The organism is Aquirufa sp., assembly GCF_044377215.1.
Lineage (GTDB): Bacteria > Bacteroidota > Bacteroidia > Cytophagales > Spirosomataceae > Aquirufa.
Genome location: NZ_JBILJM010000003.1, coordinates 40,132 through 60,467 on the forward strand (window position 1 = coordinate 40,132; position 20,336 = coordinate 60,467).

Annotated in this window: 24 protein-coding genes; 15 read left to right on the top strand and 9 right to left on the bottom strand. The window is 41.7% G+C overall.

Going from position 1 to position 20,336, the window contains the following annotated elements:
* Positions 1–33: 33 nt before the first annotated feature.
* Both ACIQ6T_RS01990 and ACIQ6T_RS01995 read right to left on the bottom strand, forming a co-directional pair.
* The gene (locus ACIQ6T_RS01990) at positions 34–231 is read right to left on the bottom strand and encodes a hypothetical protein (RefSeq protein WP_395783694.1); all 198 of its coding nucleotides are present in this window, start codon (positions 229–231) and stop codon (positions 34–36) included.
* Between the two features lie 13 nt (positions 232–244).
* On the bottom strand, positions 245–1,156 hold the full coding sequence (locus ACIQ6T_RS01995; protein ID WP_395783696.1) for a hypothetical protein: 912 nt from the start codon (positions 1,154–1,156) through the stop codon (positions 245–247).
* Between the two features lie 223 nt (positions 1,157–1,379).
* Here ACIQ6T_RS01995 and ACIQ6T_RS02000 point away from each other — a divergent pair, with 223 nt between their 5' ends.
* The 3 genes from ACIQ6T_RS02000 to ACIQ6T_RS02010 are packed head-to-tail and all read left to right on the top strand — an operon-like array spanning position 1,380 to position 2,383.
* Positions 1,380–1,685 (top strand): putative quinol monooxygenase, encoded by a 306-nt coding sequence (locus tag ACIQ6T_RS02000; protein ID WP_395783698.1) that lies wholly within the window; start codon positions 1,380–1,382, stop codon positions 1,683–1,685.
* Positions 1,686–1,727: 42 nt separating this feature from the next.
* Positions 1,728–2,096 (top strand): DUF2200 domain-containing protein, encoded by a 369-nt coding sequence (locus tag ACIQ6T_RS02005; RefSeq protein WP_395783700.1) that lies wholly within the window; start codon positions 1,728–1,730, stop codon positions 2,094–2,096.
* Positions 2,093–2,383, top strand: coding sequence for a hypothetical protein (locus ACIQ6T_RS02010; protein ID WP_395783702.1), 291 nt, complete (start codon positions 2,093–2,095; stop codon positions 2,381–2,383). Before ACIQ6T_RS02005 ends, ACIQ6T_RS02010 begins: the two co-directional genes overlap by 4 nt.
* A gap of 21 nt (positions 2,384–2,404) precedes the next feature.
* Here ACIQ6T_RS02010 and ACIQ6T_RS02015 read toward each other — a convergent pair whose 3' ends face one another.
* From ACIQ6T_RS02015 to ACIQ6T_RS02025, 3 genes are all read right to left on the bottom strand, one after another.
* Positions 2,405–3,526, bottom strand: a complete 1,122-nt coding sequence (locus ACIQ6T_RS02015; protein WP_395783704.1) for a CotH kinase family protein — start codon at positions 3,524–3,526, stop codon at positions 2,405–2,407.
* A gap of 33 nt (positions 3,527–3,559) precedes the next feature.
* Positions 3,560–3,853, bottom strand: a complete 294-nt coding sequence (locus ACIQ6T_RS02020) for a hypothetical protein (RefSeq protein WP_395783706.1) — start codon at positions 3,851–3,853, stop codon at positions 3,560–3,562.
* A 104-nt stretch (positions 3,854–3,957) separates the two neighbouring features.
* Positions 3,958–4,911, bottom strand: coding sequence for an alpha/beta fold hydrolase (locus ACIQ6T_RS02025; protein ID WP_395783708.1), 954 nt, complete (start codon positions 4,909–4,911; stop codon positions 3,958–3,960).
* A gap of 163 nt (positions 4,912–5,074) precedes the next feature.
* Here ACIQ6T_RS02025 and ACIQ6T_RS02030 point away from each other — a divergent pair, with 163 nt between their 5' ends.
* The 5 genes from ACIQ6T_RS02030 to ACIQ6T_RS02050 all read left to right on the top strand — a co-directional run bounded on the left by ACIQ6T_RS02030 (position 5,075) and on the right by ACIQ6T_RS02050 (position 7,775).
* Positions 5,075–5,875, top strand: coding sequence for a type II toxin-antitoxin system antitoxin SocA domain-containing protein (locus tag ACIQ6T_RS02030; RefSeq protein ID WP_395783710.1), 801 nt, complete (start codon positions 5,075–5,077; stop codon positions 5,873–5,875).
* On the top strand, positions 5,872–6,216 hold the full coding sequence (locus tag ACIQ6T_RS02035) for a hypothetical protein (protein ID WP_395783712.1): 345 nt from the start codon (positions 5,872–5,874) through the stop codon (positions 6,214–6,216). The genes ACIQ6T_RS02030 and ACIQ6T_RS02035 overlap by 4 nt, the downstream gene beginning before the upstream one ends.
* Before the next feature lie 72 nt (positions 6,217–6,288).
* Positions 6,289–7,167, top strand: coding sequence for a sugar phosphate isomerase/epimerase family protein (locus tag ACIQ6T_RS02040; protein WP_395783714.1), 879 nt, complete (start codon positions 6,289–6,291; stop codon positions 7,165–7,167).
* A 99-nt stretch (positions 7,168–7,266) separates the two neighbouring features.
* Positions 7,267–7,518 (top strand): type II toxin-antitoxin system Phd/YefM family antitoxin, encoded by a 252-nt coding sequence (locus ACIQ6T_RS02045; protein ID WP_395783716.1) that lies wholly within the window; start codon positions 7,267–7,269, stop codon positions 7,516–7,518.
* Entirely contained in the window at positions 7,518–7,775 is a 258-nt protein-coding gene (locus tag ACIQ6T_RS02050) for a Txe/YoeB family addiction module toxin (RefSeq protein WP_395783718.1), read from the top strand. The genes ACIQ6T_RS02045 and ACIQ6T_RS02050 overlap by 1 nt, the downstream gene beginning before the upstream one ends.
* Here ACIQ6T_RS02050 and ACIQ6T_RS02055 read toward each other — a convergent pair.
* The gene (locus tag ACIQ6T_RS02055; protein WP_395783720.1) at positions 7,772–10,195 is read right to left on the bottom strand and encodes a TonB-dependent receptor domain-containing protein; all 2,424 of its coding nucleotides are present in this window, start codon (positions 10,193–10,195) and stop codon (positions 7,772–7,774) included. The two genes, ACIQ6T_RS02050 and ACIQ6T_RS02055, sit on opposite strands and share 4 nt — an antisense overlap.
* 149 nt (positions 10,196–10,344) lie before the next feature.
* Here ACIQ6T_RS02055 and bla point away from each other — a divergent pair, with 149 nt between their 5' ends.
* Complete coding sequence (bla, locus tag ACIQ6T_RS02060; protein ID WP_395783853.1) at positions 10,345–11,043, top strand: subclass B1 metallo-beta-lactamase; 699 nt, start codon at positions 10,345–10,347, stop codon at positions 11,041–11,043.
* A 24-nt stretch (positions 11,044–11,067) separates the two neighbouring features.
* On the opposite strand, the gene ACIQ6T_RS02065 is transcribed toward bla, so the two are convergent.
* A complete protein-coding gene (locus ACIQ6T_RS02065) occupies positions 11,068–11,313 on the bottom strand; it encodes a 4a-hydroxytetrahydrobiopterin dehydratase (RefSeq protein WP_395783722.1) in 246 nt (81 codons plus the stop codon).
* A gap of 197 nt (positions 11,314–11,510) precedes the next feature.
* On the opposite strand from ACIQ6T_RS02065, the gene ACIQ6T_RS02070 reads away from it, so the two are divergent.
* On the top strand, positions 11,511–11,981 hold the full coding sequence (locus ACIQ6T_RS02070; RefSeq protein WP_395783724.1) for a ubiquinol-cytochrome c reductase iron-sulfur subunit: 471 nt from the start codon (positions 11,511–11,513) through the stop codon (positions 11,979–11,981).
* A 159-nt stretch (positions 11,982–12,140) separates the two neighbouring features.
* Here ACIQ6T_RS02070 and ACIQ6T_RS02075 read toward each other — a convergent pair whose 3' ends face one another.
* Entirely contained in the window at positions 12,141–13,055 is a 915-nt protein-coding gene (locus tag ACIQ6T_RS02075; RefSeq protein ID WP_395783726.1) for a LysR family transcriptional regulator, read from the bottom strand.
* A gap of 432 nt (positions 13,056–13,487) precedes the next feature.
* Here ACIQ6T_RS02075 and ACIQ6T_RS02080 point away from each other — a divergent pair, with 432 nt between their 5' ends.
* From ACIQ6T_RS02080 to ACIQ6T_RS02100, 5 genes are all read left to right on the top strand, one after another.
* Positions 13,488–14,339: a DUF6671 family protein gene (locus tag ACIQ6T_RS02080; protein ID WP_395783728.1), complete on the top strand. Its 852-nt coding sequence runs from the start codon at positions 13,488–13,490 to the stop codon at positions 14,337–14,339.
* A 5-nt stretch (positions 14,340–14,344) separates the two neighbouring features.
* On the top strand, positions 14,345–15,295 hold the full coding sequence (locus tag ACIQ6T_RS02085) for an L-threonylcarbamoyladenylate synthase (protein ID WP_395783730.1): 951 nt from the start codon (positions 14,345–14,347) through the stop codon (positions 15,293–15,295).
* Positions 15,292–16,629, top strand: coding sequence for a dihydroorotase (locus tag ACIQ6T_RS02090; RefSeq protein ID WP_395783732.1), 1,338 nt, complete (start codon positions 15,292–15,294; stop codon positions 16,627–16,629). Before ACIQ6T_RS02085 ends, ACIQ6T_RS02090 begins: the two co-directional genes overlap by 4 nt.
* A 7-nt stretch (positions 16,630–16,636) precedes the next feature.
* Positions 16,637–17,260, top strand: a complete 624-nt coding sequence (gene bioD / locus ACIQ6T_RS02095) for a dethiobiotin synthase (protein WP_395783734.1) — start codon at positions 16,637–16,639, stop codon at positions 17,258–17,260.
* 78 nt (positions 17,261–17,338) lie between these two features.
* On the top strand, positions 17,339–18,958 hold the full coding sequence (locus ACIQ6T_RS02100; RefSeq protein ID WP_395783736.1) for a sodium/solute symporter: 1,620 nt from the start codon (positions 17,339–17,341) through the stop codon (positions 18,956–18,958).
* A 39-nt stretch (positions 18,959–18,997) separates the two neighbouring features.
* Here ACIQ6T_RS02100 and ACIQ6T_RS02105 read toward each other — a convergent pair whose 3' ends face one another.
* Positions 18,998–20,335, bottom strand: coding sequence for a PhoPQ-activated pathogenicity-related family protein (locus ACIQ6T_RS02105; RefSeq protein ID WP_395783738.1), 1,338 nt, complete (start codon positions 20,333–20,335; stop codon positions 18,998–19,000).
* Position 20,336 lies beyond the last annotated feature (1 nt).

The window sequence follows — 20,336 nt, forward strand, 5'->3', positions numbered from 1 at the left end:
TTGACGTTGAAAAGATGGGATTTTTGGGGAGGTCTAAATCGCCTTTATGCCTCTTATTTCAATACCCTTGTAGCCATTTGCGGAGGCATGTTGTAGGGCTTGTGAGAATGTCCAAGCAGGGCAACCGAGTGTGGAAAAGGACAAAAGCGGTTTTTTCGGAGCGGTTAAATCCAAGGCGGTTAGGCCTAAGAGTCCTGAGCTTTGCATTAAAAATTCCCTACGGTTAGTCATAAATACTTGAATTTTATATGGAAAGCCAATGTAAGGTATTCAATGCAAATTGCTTCCAGTCGTAGTCTGCTACTTGCATACCCGCTGAAAATTTGACGGATTTTATCATCACATACATGGCTGTAAAACCATTGCAATCGCCTAGGGCAACTACTTTTCCTTTGCCAAATTTCCCCGCCAAACCCTGCGAATTTGCCGTGCCGGAGGGTGCACTGCCACTGTACTTTTTAATGGTGGCCGATGGCGAAAGCTTGAAAAGGTTGGTATAGCCTGCACCCGTTAATCCGCCACCGCTATATCCCATGATATTGTTTATTTGTTCGCCCGTTTTCTCGCCTTGCGTAATGGGATGATCTGTGTTTAAAAGTCCGTTGCTTCGGGTAAATTTAAGCAGCGTTTCTTTGTTGGGGATCGTAAATTTGGTCTCATAGTTGAGCGAATCGGATACAATCCCAATCGATAATTGAATCCTGAATTTATTGAACAGAGGAGTCACCGATTTATCAATAGGCGCATGTTCGTCGAACATTAAAAGCGATCCTCCTTCAGAAACCCAATCGTGTAATGCCGTTAATTCGTCAGGAGTAAATGTAGTCTCATCCGTTACCTGACTTTTTGAACCAAATTTAAAGGGCATCGCGGGAAAGATGACAATCATTTTATATTTGGCTAAATAGGCTTTGGTAAATTTCAGGGAGTCTACATGTACCCGGTATCCATCTGCCGCAGCCACATCCATCAATGGTTTTGCCAAACCCATGTCCACGATAAAATTGTAATGCCCTTTGTCGAATAAAACTTTTGGGCCCTTGCCTTTGCTATATTTAGGATGCGCGACATTTGCATCGAATGGGCTATCGTTTAACATTTGGCCTTGAGCAGCGAGGGTCACCAGTAGGCAAAAGGCCAAAAGTTTAGATTTCATAGTTTAGGTTTTATTCGAATGTGGAGTAAATTAGAAGAAATTATGATAATTTACCAATTGTCTGATTTGCAAAAGTCATTCATATTTCAAAAAGCCAAGTTGCAGGTATCTAATTTAAATTCTTATCAATATCCATATACCAATGAAGTCTATATTTTTATCCATTTTAATTCTTCTTTTTACTAGTCAAATTTACGCTCAAAATTCGAGTCAAATTTTTCGAATGGCTAAAATTAAAGTGGAACCCAAGCAGCTCGATTTGTATAAATCCCTGTTAAATGAGCAGATGCTTGCGGCGGTTAAATTGGAGCCAGGGGTTTTGTCCTATACGGTAGTCGCCGACAAGAAAGATGCGTCAAGCATAACGATATTCGAGATATATGCGAATCAAGAAGCCTATCAATCCCACATTCTTACCGCCCATTTCAAGAAATACAAAGAGGCTGTGAAGGATATGGTGCTGTCATTGGAATTGATTGATGTTGACCTAATTAAAAAGACAAAAAAGGAAAACATGTACCAGATCTAGATAGGTTTAAGGTATTTTAAAAAACGTAAAGCAATTTATTGGATGTCTGTAGTTAAAAATCAAGACGAGCGTTTTGCTAAGATGAGCTTCGCAACGGTTTATCCATTATACCTCGCCAAAGTCGAGCGTAAGGGTCGGACCGAAGCCGAATTACTCCAAGTAATTGAATGGCTCACAGGATTTAATGAGAAAGATGTAAGTCAGCTGGTTGCATCGAATGTAAACTTTGAAAGCTTTTTTAATAAAGCAATATTGAACCCAAATGCATCGCTTATTACAGGAGTTATCTGTGGGTATCGCGTGGAAGATATCGAAAATCCGATCACACAAAAAGTTCGCTATTTAGACAAAATTGTGGACGAGTTAGCCAAAGGTAAATCCATGGATAAAATATTACGAAAATCAGTATGACAATCGAATCATTTAAAGAAACGCTTGCGTTATACGCACCCGATCCGCAGCTTTCGACTATTCTAAAAAGCCTTTGGTATGATGCGAAAGGTGATTGGAAAAGAGCACATGATTTAGTGGATCAATCACCAGGCTTAGATGCAGCCTGGGTTCATGCCTATTTGCATCGCAAGGAAGGGGATATTTGGAATGCGGATTACTGGTATACGCGTGCGAAGAAAACGCGGCCTTCGTGTTCCTTGGAGGAGGAATGGGCGAATTTGGTGACACATTTTCTGAATGTTTAAGCTCCGATGTGCTTAAGTTAATTACCAAGCGTTGATTTTACCATCCATCCAAGCGGACCGGTCGGTGACAAATTGTTTAAGTTTTTGGATCGAAACGTCATGATTGATCAATATGCCTTTGTCCCAAATGGCATAATTTCGTGTCGCGGCGCCAGATTTTTTAAGGGTTTGTCCGGCTTCGTCTATGATGGCATGCATGGAAGCTGTGGCTAGTTCAGACTTGCGTAAGGATTGCCATCTAACTTTTACTGCATTTCTAAAGAGTGGATCAGCTAATAAGCGATCCCACCAAAACGGCACCATCCAGGCATCATTGGTCACAATTCGGTTGTAATTGGCCACCCAATCATTCATAGGAATTCGGCCACCATCTTCAAACCCTTGGTTTAAATCCCAAACCGGCCCCATAGCTAGGCGCCCGTCGCGGTCTTTCTCCAGAAATGTACTGATTCGGTAAGCGTCTACATTTCTGCATAATTCGCTGATAATGAAATAATCGACAAAGGAAGACAGCACAATAAAATTGGTATAGGTACGCGTATTTCCTGAAAGGTTGTCTGCTAACAGTGCCCGTTCAAATTGGTCTATGTATTTAGCGATGTATTCCTTTTGTGCTTTCGTAATCTCCTCGGCTTTCGGGTAATCGTAGGTGAAATAGGTTTCTACATATTTTTGTGGATGATAGGGTGCCAAAAACGGCGAAAACGAGATTTCCTTAGCGAAGATGTCAAATTTACTTCTGAAGCTATTGAACTCATTGTATGTGGCATCATCGTTCCAGTTGTTCATGAAGTAGCTATCGGGCTTGCCATCATATTCTGGACCAGCATCAGCTTTGTCTATTTTTAAAATATAGCCACCGCTCAGGTTTGTTGAGGTGGCATTTAATGATTTAATGTTTACCCTGTTATTGTCCCGTTTAACTTTTTCACAGAAATAATAGACGCCTTGATAAACGCCATTGACTTCGATTTCGACGAGCTGGCCGCGGCTAGCATACTTGCCTATTTTGTGGGAGAATTCATATCTTACATAGTTGTGAATTAGGCTTTTGTCAATTTGATATTTGTCCTTAAAATTGACAATATGACCAATCAATCGCCAATCTTCTTCTGCAGGCATACCTAATAAAGACACATCCACGCCATCGCCTGTTGGCGTAATCGTTTCGAGATTTTACGCTTTTTTGTCGGAGAGCCGGAAGCTTGTTTTACCCCGGTATGAAATGGAAATCCGTTGCTCTTGTGCGAGCTTTTTTTGTTTATAAATTTTCAGTTGGCCCACCACATCTGACCCATATTTCACCTCTTTTCCTTCGGTGGTAATGACGAGGTAGGGGACTTCGCTTTCGCCAACTTCAACCGCGAATCGCTGGCCTTCATCTCCTTTTGGAACAACAACTGGAATTTCAGTAGGTTTTTCACAGGATATGAAAATGACCAGGGAGAGAAAAAGTAGGCGTTTTAGCATGATGCGTTTACGGGCAAGAAAGGGTGAAATTTTGGCAAGGGTAACGGCTATTTTTCAATTATATTGGGCGGCCTAAGTGCTACGAAAAGCCATGAATCGTTTAGTTATCGGACGAACTTCAACATAGACGCAACAACTTTCTCGGGGACTTCTTCCATCGGAACATGGCCCACGTTTTGGTAGATTTCTGCCTGGCTTCCTTGTATATCGCGTAGGAAATTATCCACATTGTTTACGCCAATTAGGTTATCCTTGTCGCCCCACAAGATTAATGTAGGGGTTTTGATGTCTTTAATTTTTGGAACTGGCGAATTCAAGAATCGCTGGGAACTACCCGTAAACGAACCTTTAAAAATTTGTAATGCAGCTTCTCGGTTTCCTGCGCGAATGGCTATATCATGAAAACGCTCAACCTGCGCATTAGTCACACGTGCAGGGTCGTAGTATACGGTCTCTAAACTCTTGCGTACCAAAAATTTGGGGGTTGCGTAAAGCAATAAATTATTGATTACGGGTGTGGAGGCAATTTTGAAACCTAATGATCCACTTTCGCCTTTTTTAGGATACCCGGCGGCATCGATCAAGATCATTTTGGCAAGACCTTGTGGATTGTGCAACGCATAATTCCAAGAAATGGCGCCGCCCATGGAATTACCTGCCAGGATAAAGCGCTTGATCTTTAATCGGGTGGTGAATGAATCGATGAATTTGTTAAAATACGTAAAGTTATAGGCATTTTCAGGCGATGGACCCGTAAGTCCAAAGCCCGGTAAATCCAAACTGATTACTCTCCGCTCGGCCTTTAATCCCATGGCGACACTGTCCCAGGTATTTAATGAGGACGACATGCCATGCAGTAAAATCAAGGGAATGGAATCCGTTTGAACACCTTCGTCGCGGTAATGAACGTTCATCCCTAAGACGGGCATGAACTTGGAATCCTGATTTGCATACAAAGGAATTAGCTCGTCCACCGGCCGATCTCTTTCGCAAATGATGATTAAGACAAGAAATAAAAAAGCGAATATGCCGCCGATGATTTTACTAGCTAATTTCATGTGGGTACGTTTTGGATGGCCAAAAATACGGGATTTAAATTCTATTGAGATAGGTGGGATATTAAATTATTCTTAAACCAATTGTTTGATATTAAATCATTTAATTGTTAGATAGTCAAACAATCGAGTATCTTTGTTGCTAACCGTGTTAATCTTATTCCACATGCAGGACAAACTAACAAAAAAAGATATCGGATTCAGAGTGACCGAATTACGAAAGCGCAAAGGCTTGTCTCAGGAAGATTTAGCCAAGCAAGTGCAGATTTCCAGGTCGTCATTAACACAGATTGAATTAGGAAACAGGGGAGTGGATGTCTTAGAAATGTATAAGCTTTCGGTGCATTTAGGCTTTTCATTAGACGAATTTTTATCGCCGGATTTTGACCAGCAAGCTGACTCAGGGATTCAAGAACAGCTTCTCGAAGGAAAAAGAGAACGGATAGCTATGCCCTCAATCCCCATAGAGAAATTTAAAAATACCTTGCTTTATGTTTTGGAACGTTGTGCTGGCAAACCCAATGTGGGCGAAACGGTTTTGTACAAATTGCTTTACTTCTCAGATTTTAATTATTATGAATTGTATGAAGAGCACTTAACAGGTGCAACATATCGGAAATTGCCTTTTGGCCCAGTTCCTCAAAAGATAGATCATATAATTCAGCAAATGATTGAACAAGGGCAGCTTCAACGCGTAAAAACGGTTTATCGCGGCTTTGCCCAAACACGATATTTGCCATTAGTAAAACCGAATTTAAAAGAACTTAAGGCTAGTGAGACAGACACAATTGATGGTGTAATTGAACAAATGAGTGATTGGTCTGCGGCTGCCATTAGCCAGTATTCTCATAAAGATATGCCATGGCTAGCTTCAAAAGACGGAGAAGAAATTAACTATGAATTAGCATTTTATCGGGAGGCTCCATTTTCGGTTCGAAATTATGGAGAGGAGATGGAAGATCAATGATATTCAGTCAGTTAGATGAATTTAAGAAGGATTTAAAGTTTTTAGTAAAGAATTTCCGGTCACTTCCAGAAGACTTGGAGGTAGTTAAGCGCGTCTTGGAGGTATTCCCAAGTCGGCGACCGCCTTTTAGTTTTGAGATTTCAGATTTAGGTCTGAGTACCTGTGTTATTAAAGTCAAAAAAATAGCATGTAAATCACTGAAAGGCCGAGGTGTTAATTCGGGACTGCGATTGATTTACGCATATTTTCCTTTGGAGAATAAAATTGTATTTGTGGAGCTTTACCACAAGAACAATAAAGCAACTGAAGATCGGGGACGAATTTTGGCCAACTTTACTTAAACGATAGACCATTTCTATTTTATCAAATAAATACATTAAATTGTGCCTTTGTTGAATTTAACCTAATTGTTCATGAAAATTAAATCATTTGTAGTGGTATGTGTCCTGATGGCCGTATCCTTATTCTCTTTTGGACCGTCAAATCAAGCGATTCAATCTGAAAAACCTTTTGGCGGTTTAGCCTTGTACACCGTTCGCGATGCGATGAAAGATGCGCGTGCAACCTTAGAAAAAGTAGCACAAGCCGGTTATGTAAACGTTGAATCAGCGGGTTATAACAATGGTAAGTTTTATAATTTATCTCCAGCTGATTTTAAATCTTTGTTGGCCGAAATGAAATTAACACCGATTTCTGCCCACCAAGGATCAGCTAATTTTGAAAACATCGATCAGCAAATTGCCGATTTAAAAACCGCTGGATTCAAATACTTCGTAATTCCTGTTCCTCCAATGGGATTGTTTGGGTTTGACAATGTGAACAAACGGATGACTATGAAGGGCGGCGCGAAGAATTTGGCCGAAATCTTGGACAAATTAGGCGAGAAATGTGCTGCGGCTGGTTTGCAGTTGTTGTATCATAATCACGATTTTGAGTTTGTGAAGGATGCTGAAGGTATTGTTACCATTGATTACCTTTTGGAGCATTGCAATCCTAAGTATGTCAACTTCCAAATGGATCTATACTGGGTGACTAAAGCGGGTGCGGATCCAGTGGCGTATTTCAATCGTTACCCAGGTCGTTTTAAGATTTGGCATGTGAAAGATATGGATGATCAAGGTCGGTTTGCTCCAGTTGGGAACGGAAAGATTGATTTCAAACGTATTTTAGCCAACAAAAAATTGTCGGGCATGGAGTATTATTTCGTGGAGCAAGATGCGTGTTTCAACGAGACGGCATTAGAAGCGATCGTGATTAGCCATAAAGGATTGGAGAAAATCGGATTTAAATAAGTTCATGCATCATGATAAAAGAAAGCCTCGCAAACGCGGGGCTTTTTTATTTTGATTTAGAAAAATGTGTACATATATTTGTACACAAAATTGTACAAGATGTTAACGACAACTTTATCGGATTTTAGAAAAGATATCAAGAGTTACTTAGATAGAGTAACAGAGAGCTTTGACACATTGATCATTAATCGGGGGAAGGACACGGGAGTGGTAATTATGTCACTAGAAGAATATAATTCTTTAAAAAGCACTCAGCATGAATTGTCCTCCCGCAAAAATCAACAACGATTAGACCAATCTATTGAATCATTAAAGTCTTCAAAGAAACTTTATAAGGACCTTTTGGACTAATGAAGATTGTATTCACAGCTTTTTCTTGGGATGACTATTTGTATTGGCAGAAAATTGATAAGCATAAAATCAAGCGGATCAATGAGCTGATTAAGGATATTTCTAGAAGTCCTTTTGAAGGAATCGGCAAGCCAGAGGCGTTAAAATACAATTACACCGGTTTTTGGTCGAGAAGAATCGACGAGGAACATCGGTTAATTTATCGAATTGTGGATGACGAAATCCAAATTGCAAAATGTCGTTTTCACTACGACTAATTCACCAACTTCACATTCAAGCCCACATACCAAGTCCGACCGTCAGCCGGTAAAATACCAGGGCCCGGATATCCGCCAGACCTTCTGGTAAAATAGCGCGCATCCGTCAGGTTGTTTACCCCAAATTTCAATTGAGCATATTTCTTAAACTTATAAGATCCAGAAATATCTTGAACTTGGTAGCCCGGGATTAGTCCCGTGGTCGCAGCTGCATTCGGCGTTAAGGTGTTGCTCGCATCAGCGAAGGCTTGACTGATGTCGCTGATTTGCCAACTGACCGATAGGCCTTTTTTGGAATACGTTATTCCGTATCGATTAATCTTATCGGGCGCATTCTCTACCTGTTTGCCGGCTAGATTTCCTTCCACAATTTTGCCATTAACGACGGAAGTAGTTTTGAAGTCTAAGTAGCGCGCACGAATGGCTGCTACCGATGCAAAAATGGAAATGTTTCCCAAACGCTGGTGTTTAAACCAGGCAGTCGTAGGGCTAAATTCAATGTACGCCTCCGCCCCTTTCGAAACCGAATGCCCCAGATTCGTCCGGTATTGGTAAATTTTTCCTTCGTTATTTGTTTGCGAAATAGTCCCTACGCGATTGGCATAATCCAAATAAAAATAGTCTATATCAAAGGTCAAATAATTGCTTATTTCCCCGCGATAGCCTAGGTCAAAATTGAAACCTTTCGCGTCTGATAAATTAGGATCAATGATATCCGTTGTTGCCGGAGGTAATAAATCAGAGGACAAAACAGGGCGATATGCTTGCGCAATATTGCTGTACAATTTTGTGTTAGGACTAAGTTTATATTCGGCACCAGCGCCCAGTAAAACAAAGGATCTTCCACGGCGGCTAGGAACAGCAGCTATCGGTACGCCAGTTGCACTTAAACCGGACTGTCCAGCCATGTGCGTTTCTATTTGTTCCAAACGGGCACCCAGCGTGATGAGTAGGGGATCCGTAGGACGCAATATAGTTTCTGCGAAAGCGGCATAATTGATGTTTTGGAAATTCAAATCACGTGCATATAAGCCCTGAACGGTAAAATTCATATCATTTCCAGCGCTCCCTACCCCCACTTGCTTTCGCTTCATGTCGCCATGAAAATACCGTAGTCCGCTTGCGACCGTATTTTTCCAAGTGCCTAGATTATAATTTAGTAAGTAGCGTAATTCTAGGCCATTGGTTTGGTATAAATCTCGGTCCACTTGGCGACTTCCCAACGGATCTATTTCGGTGATAGCGCGCGTAAATCCAATGGAATTGCGCTCAGCCGTCGTGCCAAAATACTTGACGCTAAGCTTTGATTCCGTATCGATGATGTAGTCCACCGTAAGCGCATAGATAAACCAGGGATTGCTAAACCAGTTTCTAGCCCGCAAACTTTGTTGGGCATTTTGGGCAAATGCCACATCAGTTAACCCGCCGGCTTGTTGGCTTTCTGTTTGCATGTAGGTCAACTGCCCACCTACTTTTAGTTTGTTCGATATCGCATAGGAAACCTCAGCGTGCGAGTGGTCGGTATTGAAATAAGCGTTTTGGCGCCAACCATTTCCACGTCTTTTTTGGTAATACGTCGTGTAGGACAGTCGGCCCGACGTACCACCCACATAATTAAATGAACTAAACAAACCATTATTACCTGTGGTGTTTTGACTTTCTATGACCAGCTTGGTAGATAAATCGGGTTTGCGTAAAACGAAATTCATGAGTCCACCAAACTGCGGGCCGTACTGCAAGGAGCTCGCTCCACGAATAATTTCGATGCGATCTACGACCTCCATCGGTGGTGTATAATAGGCTTCTGGATAGCCCATGGGGTCAGGCGTGATGTCGTATCCGTCCATGCGCACATTAAATTCCCAGGAGCGATTGGGAGAAAGCCCTCGAGAAGCCACGCCCAATTGAATTCCGGATCCATCACTTTCCCAGACCGAGATTCCAGGAGTTCTGGAGAAAATTTGACGCGAGTTATTCATCGCTAAATTCGCCTGAAGGTTGTCGAGCACGATGACTTCGTTTTTTTTCCCGGCCGTGATGGTATATTCGTTTACCTGTGGCAAAAATGTATTGCCTTTTACTCCAGCTTGTGCGGAGACAGAGACCCCTTGTAGTTCGGTCACATCGCTTAAGTTGAAATTTACTTCACGTTGCTCTGCACCCAGGATGGTGACTTCTTTTGTACTTGGTGTATAGCCCACAAAGCTAACCTTGACGGTATAGGATCCTGGCTTTAAGCCTTTTAGGACATAATTCCCTTTAAGATTGCTTTCTACTCCCCGAACGGTACCCACCAAAACAACCGTTGCACCTGGTAGCGCCTCATTTGATTCCGAGGTAATTAACCCAGAAATCGACCCTAATTGAGCATTGGAGGGAAAGGAAAGTAGTAATACAAAGGCGAATAGCACTTTTTTCACGCAAATTTTATTTAGACTAATTTTAAATAGAGCACAAATGTAGGGAGGCGAATCTAATTCTGCAACACTATTTAGAATTATTTTAAATAAGATTATTTTACTACACTTAGATGGAAAGCAGTACTTTTGAGGACCCGACCAATCAATTCATGAAGAAGCTTTTGTTTTTAGTATTTGGCATTATACCTAGCCTATACGCACAAGACGTGACCTTAACCCAGTTGACGCAAAACACGTTTATACATACCTCTTATTTACAAACAAACGATTTCGGACATGTTCCTTGTAATGGCTTGGTCGTGCGCAATGGTCAAGAAGCGCTTGTTTTCGATACGCCTACAGATGACCAAAGTGCCCAAAAATTGATTCACTTAGTGCAGGATTCCTTGCATTGCAAAATCGTCGCTGTTATTCCTACCCACTTTCACAATGACTGTTTGGGTGGGCTGTTGGCATTTCACACGGCAGGTATCCCTTCGATTGCGCATGAAAAAACAATTGAATTGACAAAAGAAAACCAACTAATCGAACCGCAGCAAGGATTTAAAGTGTCAACGACCTTGAGGGTTGGGACACAGCAAGTACTAGTTAAGTTCTTTGGAGAAGGTCACACGCGGGATAATGTAGTTGCCTATTTCCCAAGCGAACAGGTTTTGTTTGGCGGATGTTTAATCAAAGAATTGAATGCCACAAAGGGTTATTTGGGAGATGCGAATTTGCAAGCCTGGGCTGATACAGTGAGTAAGATTCAAGTAGCCTTCCCGCATGTGAAACATGTCGTACCTGGACATGGCGCAGCTGGAGATCCCCTTCTTTTAGACTACACGAAAAAGCTATTTGAAAAATAGGTTTAGTTTTCCAGCATGGTGTATTTAGACAGACAGAAAAAGCGTATCTAAGATCTGCGCAAGTTCTCTGTCTTTTTCAGTTACCGAATTCCCAGCATCATGCGTTTGTAACAGCACATGAATACGATTGTATGTATTTGTCCACGTGGGATGGTGATCTAATTCCGAGATTTTGATGGCAGCTTGTTGCATAAACAACATCGCCGCTTCAAAGTTGGCAAATGTATACGTTTTCTCTAAGCAGTTTTCCCTTGGAAGCCAGTTGTTCATGATATGATTTTAGTTCGAAACGCCTAATCTAGCGGATTTGTTTTTAAGTGCCTTGCTTTAATCTCTAGGTGGAACTTGTTAAGATGGCCTAATTCCAAAGACTACGCACGCGAATTGAAATTATATATATGCCTAATCTGTTGAAAATGAATGCCATATAGAAATGTTTTTATGTTTTTTTTAAACAAAGCGTGTGCATGATCGTTAGTACATCGAATATATATGACATTCTTATGAAAAGAGATGAATTTTTGACGACACTGACGGGCAGTTTTTCTGCTGTGTGTTTGGCATGCATGACAACCGCATGTTCGGAAGATCAAATGGGAGCTCCCAGCGCAATGAATACGCCGGCTGGAGCCACAAGTGGGAGTACGATAAACTTAGAAACCGAATTAAAAGCGGTCAATAATTTTATTGCTAAAAATGGGTTTATTGTTATCCGCACCGCGACTGGAAATACGGCTGCTAGTTTTGTCGCCTTTTCATCTGTGTGTCCACATGCCGGGGCGACAGTTGAGTATAAAGAAAGTTCATCTTCGTTTTTGTGTGCGGCACACGGGTCAACATTCAGTTCTTCGGGAGCTCTTACGCAGGGGCCGGCTACGGTAGGCTTAACCAAATATGATGTGGAAATCACAGGTCTTATCTTGCGCGTGAAGGCCTAGGAACATTAATTTTCTTTATAAAAAGCATAATGAAATTAATTTTTTTTAATCAATTATCCCATATAAGTTTGTATCATAGACATTTGACTGTTTAGATTCAGTTGGATATTTAATTAATGAAAAAGGGGTAACATTAAAGCCAAGCAGATTTGTTTGGCTTTATTTATTAAAGTGGTTTTTTCTGATTTCATCTTTTTTAGCAATGATGTAATCCATGAATGCCTTCGCTACAGGCGACGGTTTTTTCTCTTTGTGCCAAATCAATTTCCATGTCGTACTTATTGGAAGTCCACTTCGTGGAATAATTACCAATTGACCACTTTTTAATTCATTTTTTATTCCGATCATGGGCATAATGGAATAACCTAGACCTGCCATGATGGCTTGTTTAACGGCCTCATTGGACACCAACTCAATTTTTTTCAAGATATGTATTCCTTGTTTTTTCAAATAAGTTTCCATGATCTTTCGTGTTCCTGATCCATTTTCACGAAAAATTAAAGGGAGTTCATTATTAAACTCGCGTAATGAAAAAGTGGGATTTCGTTTGGCAGTTTCTGCATTACCAATCAAGTAAAGATCGTTTTCTAGGATATCAATGTATTCAAAACTAGGGCTATTGACATCCGTTGAGATGAGACTGAAATCGACTTCATTGTTCTCCAAGTTATGAATTACTTTTTCGCGATTCGTCACATCTATACTTATCTCAACCCCTGGATTGGTATTCAAAAACTCTGTCAAAAAAAAAGGTAATACATATTTACCTGTCGACACAATTGATACTTTAAGTCGGCCCAACAATTGATCTTTAAATGCCATTGTTTTAAAATTAATCGCATATACTTGATCAATTATACCTTCAGCTGATTTCGCAATCTCCATTCCAAAATCAGTTACGTAAATTTTTTTTCCGATGATCTCAATCAAGGGGATTTCAAATTGCGCTTGAAAGTTTTTTATCTGAATAGATACCGCAGGCTGCGTCAGGTTTAATTCTTCTGACGCTTTAGTTATACTCAAGGTTTGTACAACTTTTAAATAAATCTGTAATTGATTTAGTGTATAGTTCATAAAAGAGCTTAATGTATTGTATTATAAACTTAAATAAAAATTATCATACAATGTCGCATTACTTTGTAAATAATTTCAAAATGTGAAGAAAGCTTACCGAAGCATTGTAATTTCGTTGCATATTTTAGGTATCGTAGTTGGTCTTATTTGTAGCATTCACTCACCCGATCCAATTACCGGTAAGCTTATCGTTTGTGTATTAATTATTCTTTTATTGAATCTTTTCCGCCTTTTTCTACGTTCTCATTAACGAATAGATGTCTAATTTTGAACTGTTAATTTTTAATTTAAAAAACCCAACACGCCTTTTTTTTCTGTTAGGGGTTCTCGCCAAACTAGTTAAAAGTGACTTGGAGTTCCCTGCCATTATCATGGGGGTTACCTTCCCGTTCAATAACACCATAGGGATGCCACTATTTCTTCAAATTATTCATGGATAGTGTATCCCATTTTAAAGGCCGTAGAATCGTAATTGCCACTATGCATGGCAAAGAACACGCAATTGCCCCACAGCTAACTAAAGAATTAGGCGTGTATTGCTTTGTGACAGATCAGTTGGATACGGACCAACTAGGGACATTTTCAGGAGAGATAAATCGGATAGATAGCCCGCTTGAAGCCGCCCGAAAGAAATGCCAAATGGCCATGGACATCGCTTCAGTAGACCTAGCCATCGCCTCCGAGGGTTCCTTTGGACCCCATCCCAGCATCCCGTTCATCCCCGCCCATGAGGAATTTTTACTCGTCACCGACACAAAAAACAAGTGGGAATTTGTTGTGCGAAAGCTAGAAAGCAACACCAATTACCGCCAAATTACCCTGAACTCGCTCGAACCTTTAGACGCTTTTTTAACGCAAGTAAAATTCCCGACCCACGCCCTCATTGTTAAGAAAAGCGAAAAAGACGCTTCCGTTTGTGTGAAAGGGATTCATGATAAACAGGTGCTTCTCCAAACTATTGAACACTTTTTTAGTCGGTTTGGTCAATGTACAGTTGAAACCGATATGCGGGCCATGCACAATGAAACCCGTATGGGCGTGATTGAAACGATGACAGCTTCATTGATCCAACAAATGAAAACCGTATGTCCCGCTTGTCAGGTACCCGGTTTTCGGCTTCAAGAAAAAGTGCGCGGTTTACCTTGTGCACTTTGTGGCAAACCTACACGAAGTGTCAAGGCAGAAATTTATGCCTGCCAATCATGCACCTATACCGAAAATCGCCCAGCCGGGCATAAAATGTTGAAAGAGGATCCCATGTATTGTGATTTTTGTAACCCGTAAAAAATATGATTACGACTGATATTCCGCTAATTTGTGAGCAACTAAAACAAGGGGAGCTAATCGGCTTACCCACCGAAACTGTTTATGGTTTAGCGGCCAATGTATTCAATTCAAAAGCCGTTTCTCAGATATTTGAGACAAAGAAAAGGCCAACGACAAATCCGCTTATCGTGCACGTCGCTTCCATCAGTCAAGCACGTGCTTTGGTCAAACGATTTCCAGATAAAGCGGACCAACTTGCCAAACAGTTTTGGCCTGGTCCCTTAACAATGATTTTGCCTAAAAATCAATCAGTTAGCCAATTAGTCACAGCAAATCAAGAAAATGTGGCTATTCGTATTCCGAATCACCCTTCGGCATTGAGTCTTTTAAACCAACTAGATTTTCCGCTTGTAGCGCCCAGCGCTAATCCATTTAATCGCATTAGCCCAACCACCGCTGAACATGTGGAGGCGTATTTCCCCGCTATTTATACCCTAGACGGAGGCGCTTGTCAATCGGGCGTGGAATCAACAATCGTCGGGTTCGAAGGGAATGATGTTGTTTTGCTCCGACACGGCGCGATTTCAATCGAGACAATTGAAGATTCAGTAGACCGAATATTAAATCGGACTGCGGCTACGGAACATGCTCCCCTGCCGGGCCAACATAAAAAACATTATGCCCCATCCTGTGAATTGATTGTCACCTATGAGCCGCTATTTATGCTTAGTGCCGTTAAGCAAAAAAGGGTAGGTATTCTGTGGTTTAAATCCATACAGATAGAAAGTATCCACGTGGACGTGAATCTCGTGCTTGCCCCAAGTGGCGATCCAGTAGAAGCCGCAAAAAATCTATTTGCAGCACTTCATACCTTAGATAACATGGGATTAGATTTAATTATTGTCGAACGACTTCCAGCCTATGGGTTGGGAATTACCATTAATGATCGCTTAGATCGCGCAGCCAACAAATGAAATATGTAATCACTAATGCCCTGCTTGTGAACGAGGGCCAAATAATTCAAACAGATGTACTTGTAGCTGGCGAACGAATCGAACGCATTAGTCCTTGGATTTCCGAACCCCATGCTCAGGTTATTGATCTTCATGGGAATTACTTAATTCCCGGCATGATCGATGATCAAGTCCATTTTAGAGACCCCGGCTTAACCTACAAAGCAGATATCCAAAGCGAATCCATGGCAGCCGTCGCCGGAGGAATTACGTCATTTATGGACATGCCTAACACCATTCCCAATACGCTCACCCGCGAATTGTTAGAAGAAAAGTACCAGCTCGCCGCACAAAAATCATCGGCCAATTACTCCTTTTTTATGGGCGTCACCGCCGCAAATTTGGAAGAAGCTCTTCGGGTCGATAACGAACATGTTTGCGGTATTACGGATGACGGGCTCTACCTTGAAAATCAAGAAATTCTAGCCAATAACCCGGCATACCTCGAAAAATTATTTTCACGCGCGGAAACATTAGTCGCCCTACACAGTGAAGATGATTCGATTATTCGAAAGAACTTACGTCATTACAAACAAATCTATGGGGACGATATTCCCGTGGAATACCACCCCGCCATTCGTTCATCCGAAGCCTGCGAAGTGGCGACAAAGCGGGTACTCGAAATTCAAAAGCGGCACAATAACCGCCTCCATTTCTTTCACATCTCAACCGGCGCCGAAGCAAAATTATTCAGCCCAGGACCAATCACCGATAAACGGGTAACCGCAGAAGCGTGTATTCACCATCTCTGTTTTTCGGATGCCGACTACCCTTCGTTGGGAAGCAAAATCATGTGGAATCCCTCGGTGAAATCGGAAGCCAATCGATTGGAATTGGTAAAGGCACTAGAAGATGGGCGCATAGACCTCATCGCTACGGACCATGCGCCCCACAGCCTTGAGGAGAAATCCGGTAACTATCTTCAAATCAAATCGGGTGCTCCGATGGTTCAGCACGCCCTATTAATGCTTTTCGAACTTGTTGGCCGCAGCGAGTTATCCCTCACAACCTTAGTGAACAAGACAAGTCACCGCGTCGCAGATTGCTACCGTATGGTCGATCGCGGCTACATTCGGGAAGGTTATTTCGCTGATCTCGTCGAAGTGGCTCCCTCAAATCCCTGGACCGTTACTTCGGATTCACTCGCTTATAAATGTGGGTGGGCACCTGTCGTGGGACGAACATTTGAACATGAAATTAAGCGCACGTTCGTGAGCGGTCACCTCGCATACGAGGCAGGAAAATTCAATCCAGAAAAATCTGGAAAACGCTTACAATTTGCTAAAATTAGATAATCATACAATGCAATTATTTATCACAGGAATAGGTACGGAGATTGGGAAAACCGTTGTTTCAGCCATTTTAACTGAATACCTTCAAGCGGATTATTGGAAACCCGTACAATCCGGAGATTTACATTGGACCGACACCATGAAAGTTCAATCACTAATTTCAAATACAAAATCGGTGTTTCATCCCGAGAGGCACCGACTAAACGCTCCGCTTTCTCCACACGCTTCGGCTGCGTTAGATGGAGTTCAAATTGAGCTTTCTGATTTTACATTACCGCAGACTTCTAATCATTTAATTGTCGAGGGAGCCGGCGGTTTGATGGTTCCGCTCAATGATCAAGATATAATGCTGGATCTCATCCAACAAATACAAATTCCTGTTATTCTTGTTTCCAGAAATTACCTAGGAAGCATTAACCATACCATATTATCCATTGAGGCTTTGCAGCACCGCCAGATTTCGATTGCCGGAATTGTCTTTAATGGCGAACCCAATTCCGCAACGGAAACATTCATCGAAAAATATAGCCAACTACCCGTACTTTTTCGGGTAGGAGATCTTCCGGAAATTAGCCCGAAAGTCATCAGTAAATTCATCAAAGAAATGAATATCGATTCACTGAAATTCTTTTAGCATCAAAGTGATATTTAATTGAATTTCGGTAAGTTTGAACAAATATGAGCTTTAGAGCTCTGAACCTATTGACCATTCATGAAACAATTACAATCACTCGATTACGTCGTATTTCTATTATATTTTATCTCCGTCACCAGTTATGGCTATTGGGTATACCAACGGAAAAAGAAAACAGAGGTTTCCACAAAAGATTTTTTTCTTGCTGAAGGATCACTAACGTGGTGGGCCATCGGTGCATCTTTATTAGCCTCCAATATTTCTGCCGAACACTTTATTGGTATGTCTGGCTCCGGATTTGCGATTGGTTTAGCCATTTCCTCCTACGAATGGATGTCGGCAGCCGCACTCGTAATCGTTGCCATTTTCTTTGTTCCCATTTTCTTGAAGAATAAGATTTATACGATGCCACAGTTTTTGTCGCAGCGTTATAACAATACGGTGGCAACCATTATGGCCGTTTTTTGGTTGTTGTTGTATGTATTTGTCAACCTGACTTCCATCCTTTATCTAGGTGCTTTAGCAATCGAAAGCATCACGTCGATTCCCTTTTTATATGCGATGATCGGTCTCGCTCTATTCGCCATTTTCATCACTTTGGGTGGGATGAAGGTGATCGGATACACGGATTTTATTCAGGTAATTGTCTTGATTATTGGCGGCCTCGTGGTGACTTATTTGTCTCTCGATATGGTTTCTGATCGCTTTAACAGCGGAGGTGTTTTCGGTGGATTGTTGGAGTTGCGCACGCAGGCCGACGACCATTTTCATATGATTTTTTCTGAGGGTGATAACTACTACGACGTACTACCCGGCTTTGCGATTTTATTTGGAGGGATGTGGATTAATAACCTAAACTATTGGGGATGTAATCAGTACATAGTCCAACGGACTTTGGGAGCGGATTTGCCAACAGCCCGTGCGGGTATTTTGTTCGCAGCCTTTTTAAAATTATTGATGCCGCTTATTTGTGTCATCCCGGGGATCGCGATGTATGTCTTATACCAAAATGGCGCGTTCCAAAATGAAATGACTATTGCCGGAATTGTGAAGCCGGACCATTCGTATCCTACCCTCATGAACTTGTTACCTGCCGGTCTAAAAGGGCTTTCTTTTGCGGCTTTAACAGCTGCAATCGTGGCCTCATTGGCCGGGAAAAGCAATAGCATCTCCACAATTTTTAGCTTAGATATTTATAAAAAATCCCTCAATCCGAATGCTACTGAGGCCCAAACAGTTTGGGTTGGCCGCATCGCAATTTGGGTTTCTTTCGGGATTGCTTTATTAATCGCTCCGCAATTACGCCAGCTTGAACAAGCCTATCAGTTCATACAAGAGTATTCTAATTATTTGACGCCAGGAGCCTTCGCTTTGTTCTCTTTGGGCCTATTTTGGAAGCGGACTACCTCGTCGGCCGCCATCGTTGCCGCAGTCGCCTCCATTCCATTAGTCGTTTTGTTCAAGAACTTACACACGTTTATCGGCGGGAATCCAATTCCATTCCTGAATGTGACGATGTGGGTCTATCTGCTCTTGGTCGCGTTGATGGTGGTGATCTCTTTGGCAGATCGCAGTTCAAAAGACAATCCAAAAGGATTGGATGTGGAGCGTGCTGACTTCCTTGTATCGAAGCAGTTTGCGATTATTTCCATTTTAGTCATGGGAATTGTGGCCGCGCTATATACCGTATTTTATTAATGGGTTTTGGGGGCAATCATTTAATTGCCCCCAAAAACTTTATAAAACCTTTTCTGTATCCGTTGTAAACAAACGCGTACTTACGGTATACGTTCCTCCATTCGGGTCTTTGTATTTCAAATCCATGTAAAATGCTTGGTATCCTTTTTTAACAAATGGGATCATATATTTGACCGTTGACCCCTCATATTTTACCCGACGCGTTTGCCATAAATTATTTCTAAAATCCCGATCAGCCGAAGTCGTTGCCCATATTGCAGCCTCTACTAATTCCTCCGGTTTTGCTTGCACTGTTAATTCAAACCCCTCCTTACCTTTCACCACATTCCAGGTGCTTACTGGGTAATCCTTGTTTTGTAAAGTCAAACCAAAGAACGCACTCAATCCCTCAAGCGCTTGTTTCCCGCCCGCCAAATCATGTCCGGCATTCGGTACATAGTGGATTAAATTTTTTCCAGGTATTTGATCGAAATAAAGCTTGATGGCATCAGCAGTCCAGTAGGGGTCGTTTGTGCCAACAAATATCATCTTGGGAACGGTCAGTTTCTCCCGATAGGAATAAGGATCAATCATGGCTGTAATCGCCTTACCATCAGGGCTTTCTGTGCTTTGTGGGATACCTATTTTGACATAATCCTCTATTTGGTCACTGTATTCGCCATAAGTTTCAAGTTGGTAACTTAGGGATTTTGGCATGTTTAACATGTCGATTACCATGGGCCCAATTGCTTTTACACGCTTATCGTCGATGGCGCTCGACAACCAAGTGGTCCATCCGCGCTTCGATGCGCCAGCAATCACAAAATTTGTGACGGCATTTTTTGTCTTTTTGGCAACAAATTCCTGAACAGCATCCATGCCACGAACAGTGGACTTAACCATCGGGAATAACAAGGGCCATGTGTAATCTTTATTTTTACGGAACTCGTTTAGGGTATACGTAATCAATTCGTCTTCTGTTTTTCCACCATAAAACGGTTGATTAGGGACCTGTTTGATTAGGGCAACCACCGCTTTATTCTTTGTCGCAATCGCATTTAAAACAGGCCATAATTTATCTTCATTACTCCAGTTCGGTTGCTCATCTTTATTACTTCCGCCCGTGATGAAAAGTAGCGCGCCGTCGTATTGTACGGTCGACGGAATGATAATGGTAAGTTGGTGCCGCCACATGATCCCTTGCCATTTTTGCGAAGTCAATACGAGCTGATATGCTTTGGCGCCACCGAAGTTGGCAGAATCCTTTAGTTCCCAAGCATAGTTTTGGTCGCCATTCGATAAGTAACTTTTAAGCGCATTTTCGGGTTTGATTTTGGATTGTGAAAATCCAAGAATTGGAATCAATAGGAAGATGATTCCGGCTAATCGATTTTTCATA

Bases quoted from the DNA above. Each gene is read 5' to 3' on its own strand.
- ACIQ6T_RS01990 (WP_395783694.1), bottom strand. From the start codon at position 231: ATGACTAACCGTAGGGAATTTTTAATGCAAAGCTCAGGACTCTTAGGC.
- ACIQ6T_RS01995 (WP_395783696.1), bottom strand. From the start codon at position 1,156: ATGAAATCTAAACTTTTGGCCTTTTGCCTACTGGTGACCCTCGCTGCT.
- ACIQ6T_RS02000 (WP_395783698.1), top strand. From the start codon at position 1,380: ATGGCTAAAATTAAAGTGGAACCCAAGCAGCTCGATTTGTATAAATCC.
- ACIQ6T_RS02005 (WP_395783700.1), top strand. From the start codon at position 1,728: ATGTCTGTAGTTAAAAATCAAGACGAGCGTTTTGCTAAGATGAGCTTC.
- ACIQ6T_RS02010 (WP_395783702.1), top strand. From the start codon at position 2,093: ATGACAATCGAATCATTTAAAGAAACGCTTGCGTTATACGCACCCGAT.
- ACIQ6T_RS02020 (WP_395783706.1), bottom strand. From the start codon at position 3,853: ATGCTAAAACGCCTACTTTTTCTCTCCCTGGTCATTTTCATATCCTGT.
- ACIQ6T_RS02025 (WP_395783708.1), bottom strand. From the start codon at position 4,911: ATGAAATTAGCTAGTAAAATCATCGGCGGCATATTCGCTTTTTTATTT.
- ACIQ6T_RS02030 (WP_395783710.1), top strand. From the start codon at position 5,075: ATGCAGGACAAACTAACAAAAAAAGATATCGGATTCAGAGTGACCGAA.
- ACIQ6T_RS02035 (WP_395783712.1), top strand. From the start codon at position 5,872: ATGATATTCAGTCAGTTAGATGAATTTAAGAAGGATTTAAAGTTTTTA.
- ACIQ6T_RS02040 (WP_395783714.1), top strand. From the start codon at position 6,289: ATGAAAATTAAATCATTTGTAGTGGTATGTGTCCTGATGGCCGTATCC.
- ACIQ6T_RS02045 (WP_395783716.1), top strand. From the start codon at position 7,267: ATGTTAACGACAACTTTATCGGATTTTAGAAAAGATATCAAGAGTTAC.
- ACIQ6T_RS02050 (WP_395783718.1), top strand. From the start codon at position 7,518: ATGAAGATTGTATTCACAGCTTTTTCTTGGGATGACTATTTGTATTGG.
- bla (WP_395783853.1), top strand. From the start codon at position 10,345: ATGAAGAAGCTTTTGTTTTTAGTATTTGGCATTATACCTAGCCTATAC.
- ACIQ6T_RS02065 (WP_395783722.1), bottom strand. From the start codon at position 11,313: ATGAACAACTGGCTTCCAAGGGAAAACTGCTTAGAGAAAACGTATACA.
- ACIQ6T_RS02070 (WP_395783724.1), top strand. From the start codon at position 11,511: ATGATCGTTAGTACATCGAATATATATGACATTCTTATGAAAAGAGAT.
- ACIQ6T_RS02075 (WP_395783726.1), bottom strand. From the start codon at position 13,055: ATGAACTATACACTAAATCAATTACAGATTTATTTAAAAGTTGTACAA.
- ACIQ6T_RS02080 (WP_395783728.1), top strand. From the start codon at position 13,488: ATGGATAGTGTATCCCATTTTAAAGGCCGTAGAATCGTAATTGCCACT.
- ACIQ6T_RS02085 (WP_395783730.1), top strand. From the start codon at position 14,345: ATGATTACGACTGATATTCCGCTAATTTGTGAGCAACTAAAACAAGGG.
- ACIQ6T_RS02090 (WP_395783732.1), top strand. From the start codon at position 15,292: ATGAAATATGTAATCACTAATGCCCTGCTTGTGAACGAGGGCCAAATA.
- bioD (WP_395783734.1), top strand. From the start codon at position 16,637: ATGCAATTATTTATCACAGGAATAGGTACGGAGATTGGGAAAACCGTT.
- ACIQ6T_RS02100 (WP_395783736.1), top strand. From the start codon at position 17,339: ATGAAACAATTACAATCACTCGATTACGTCGTATTTCTATTATATTTT.
- ACIQ6T_RS02105 (WP_395783738.1), bottom strand. From the start codon at position 20,335: ATGAAAAATCGATTAGCCGGAATCATCTTCCTATTGATTCCAATTCTT.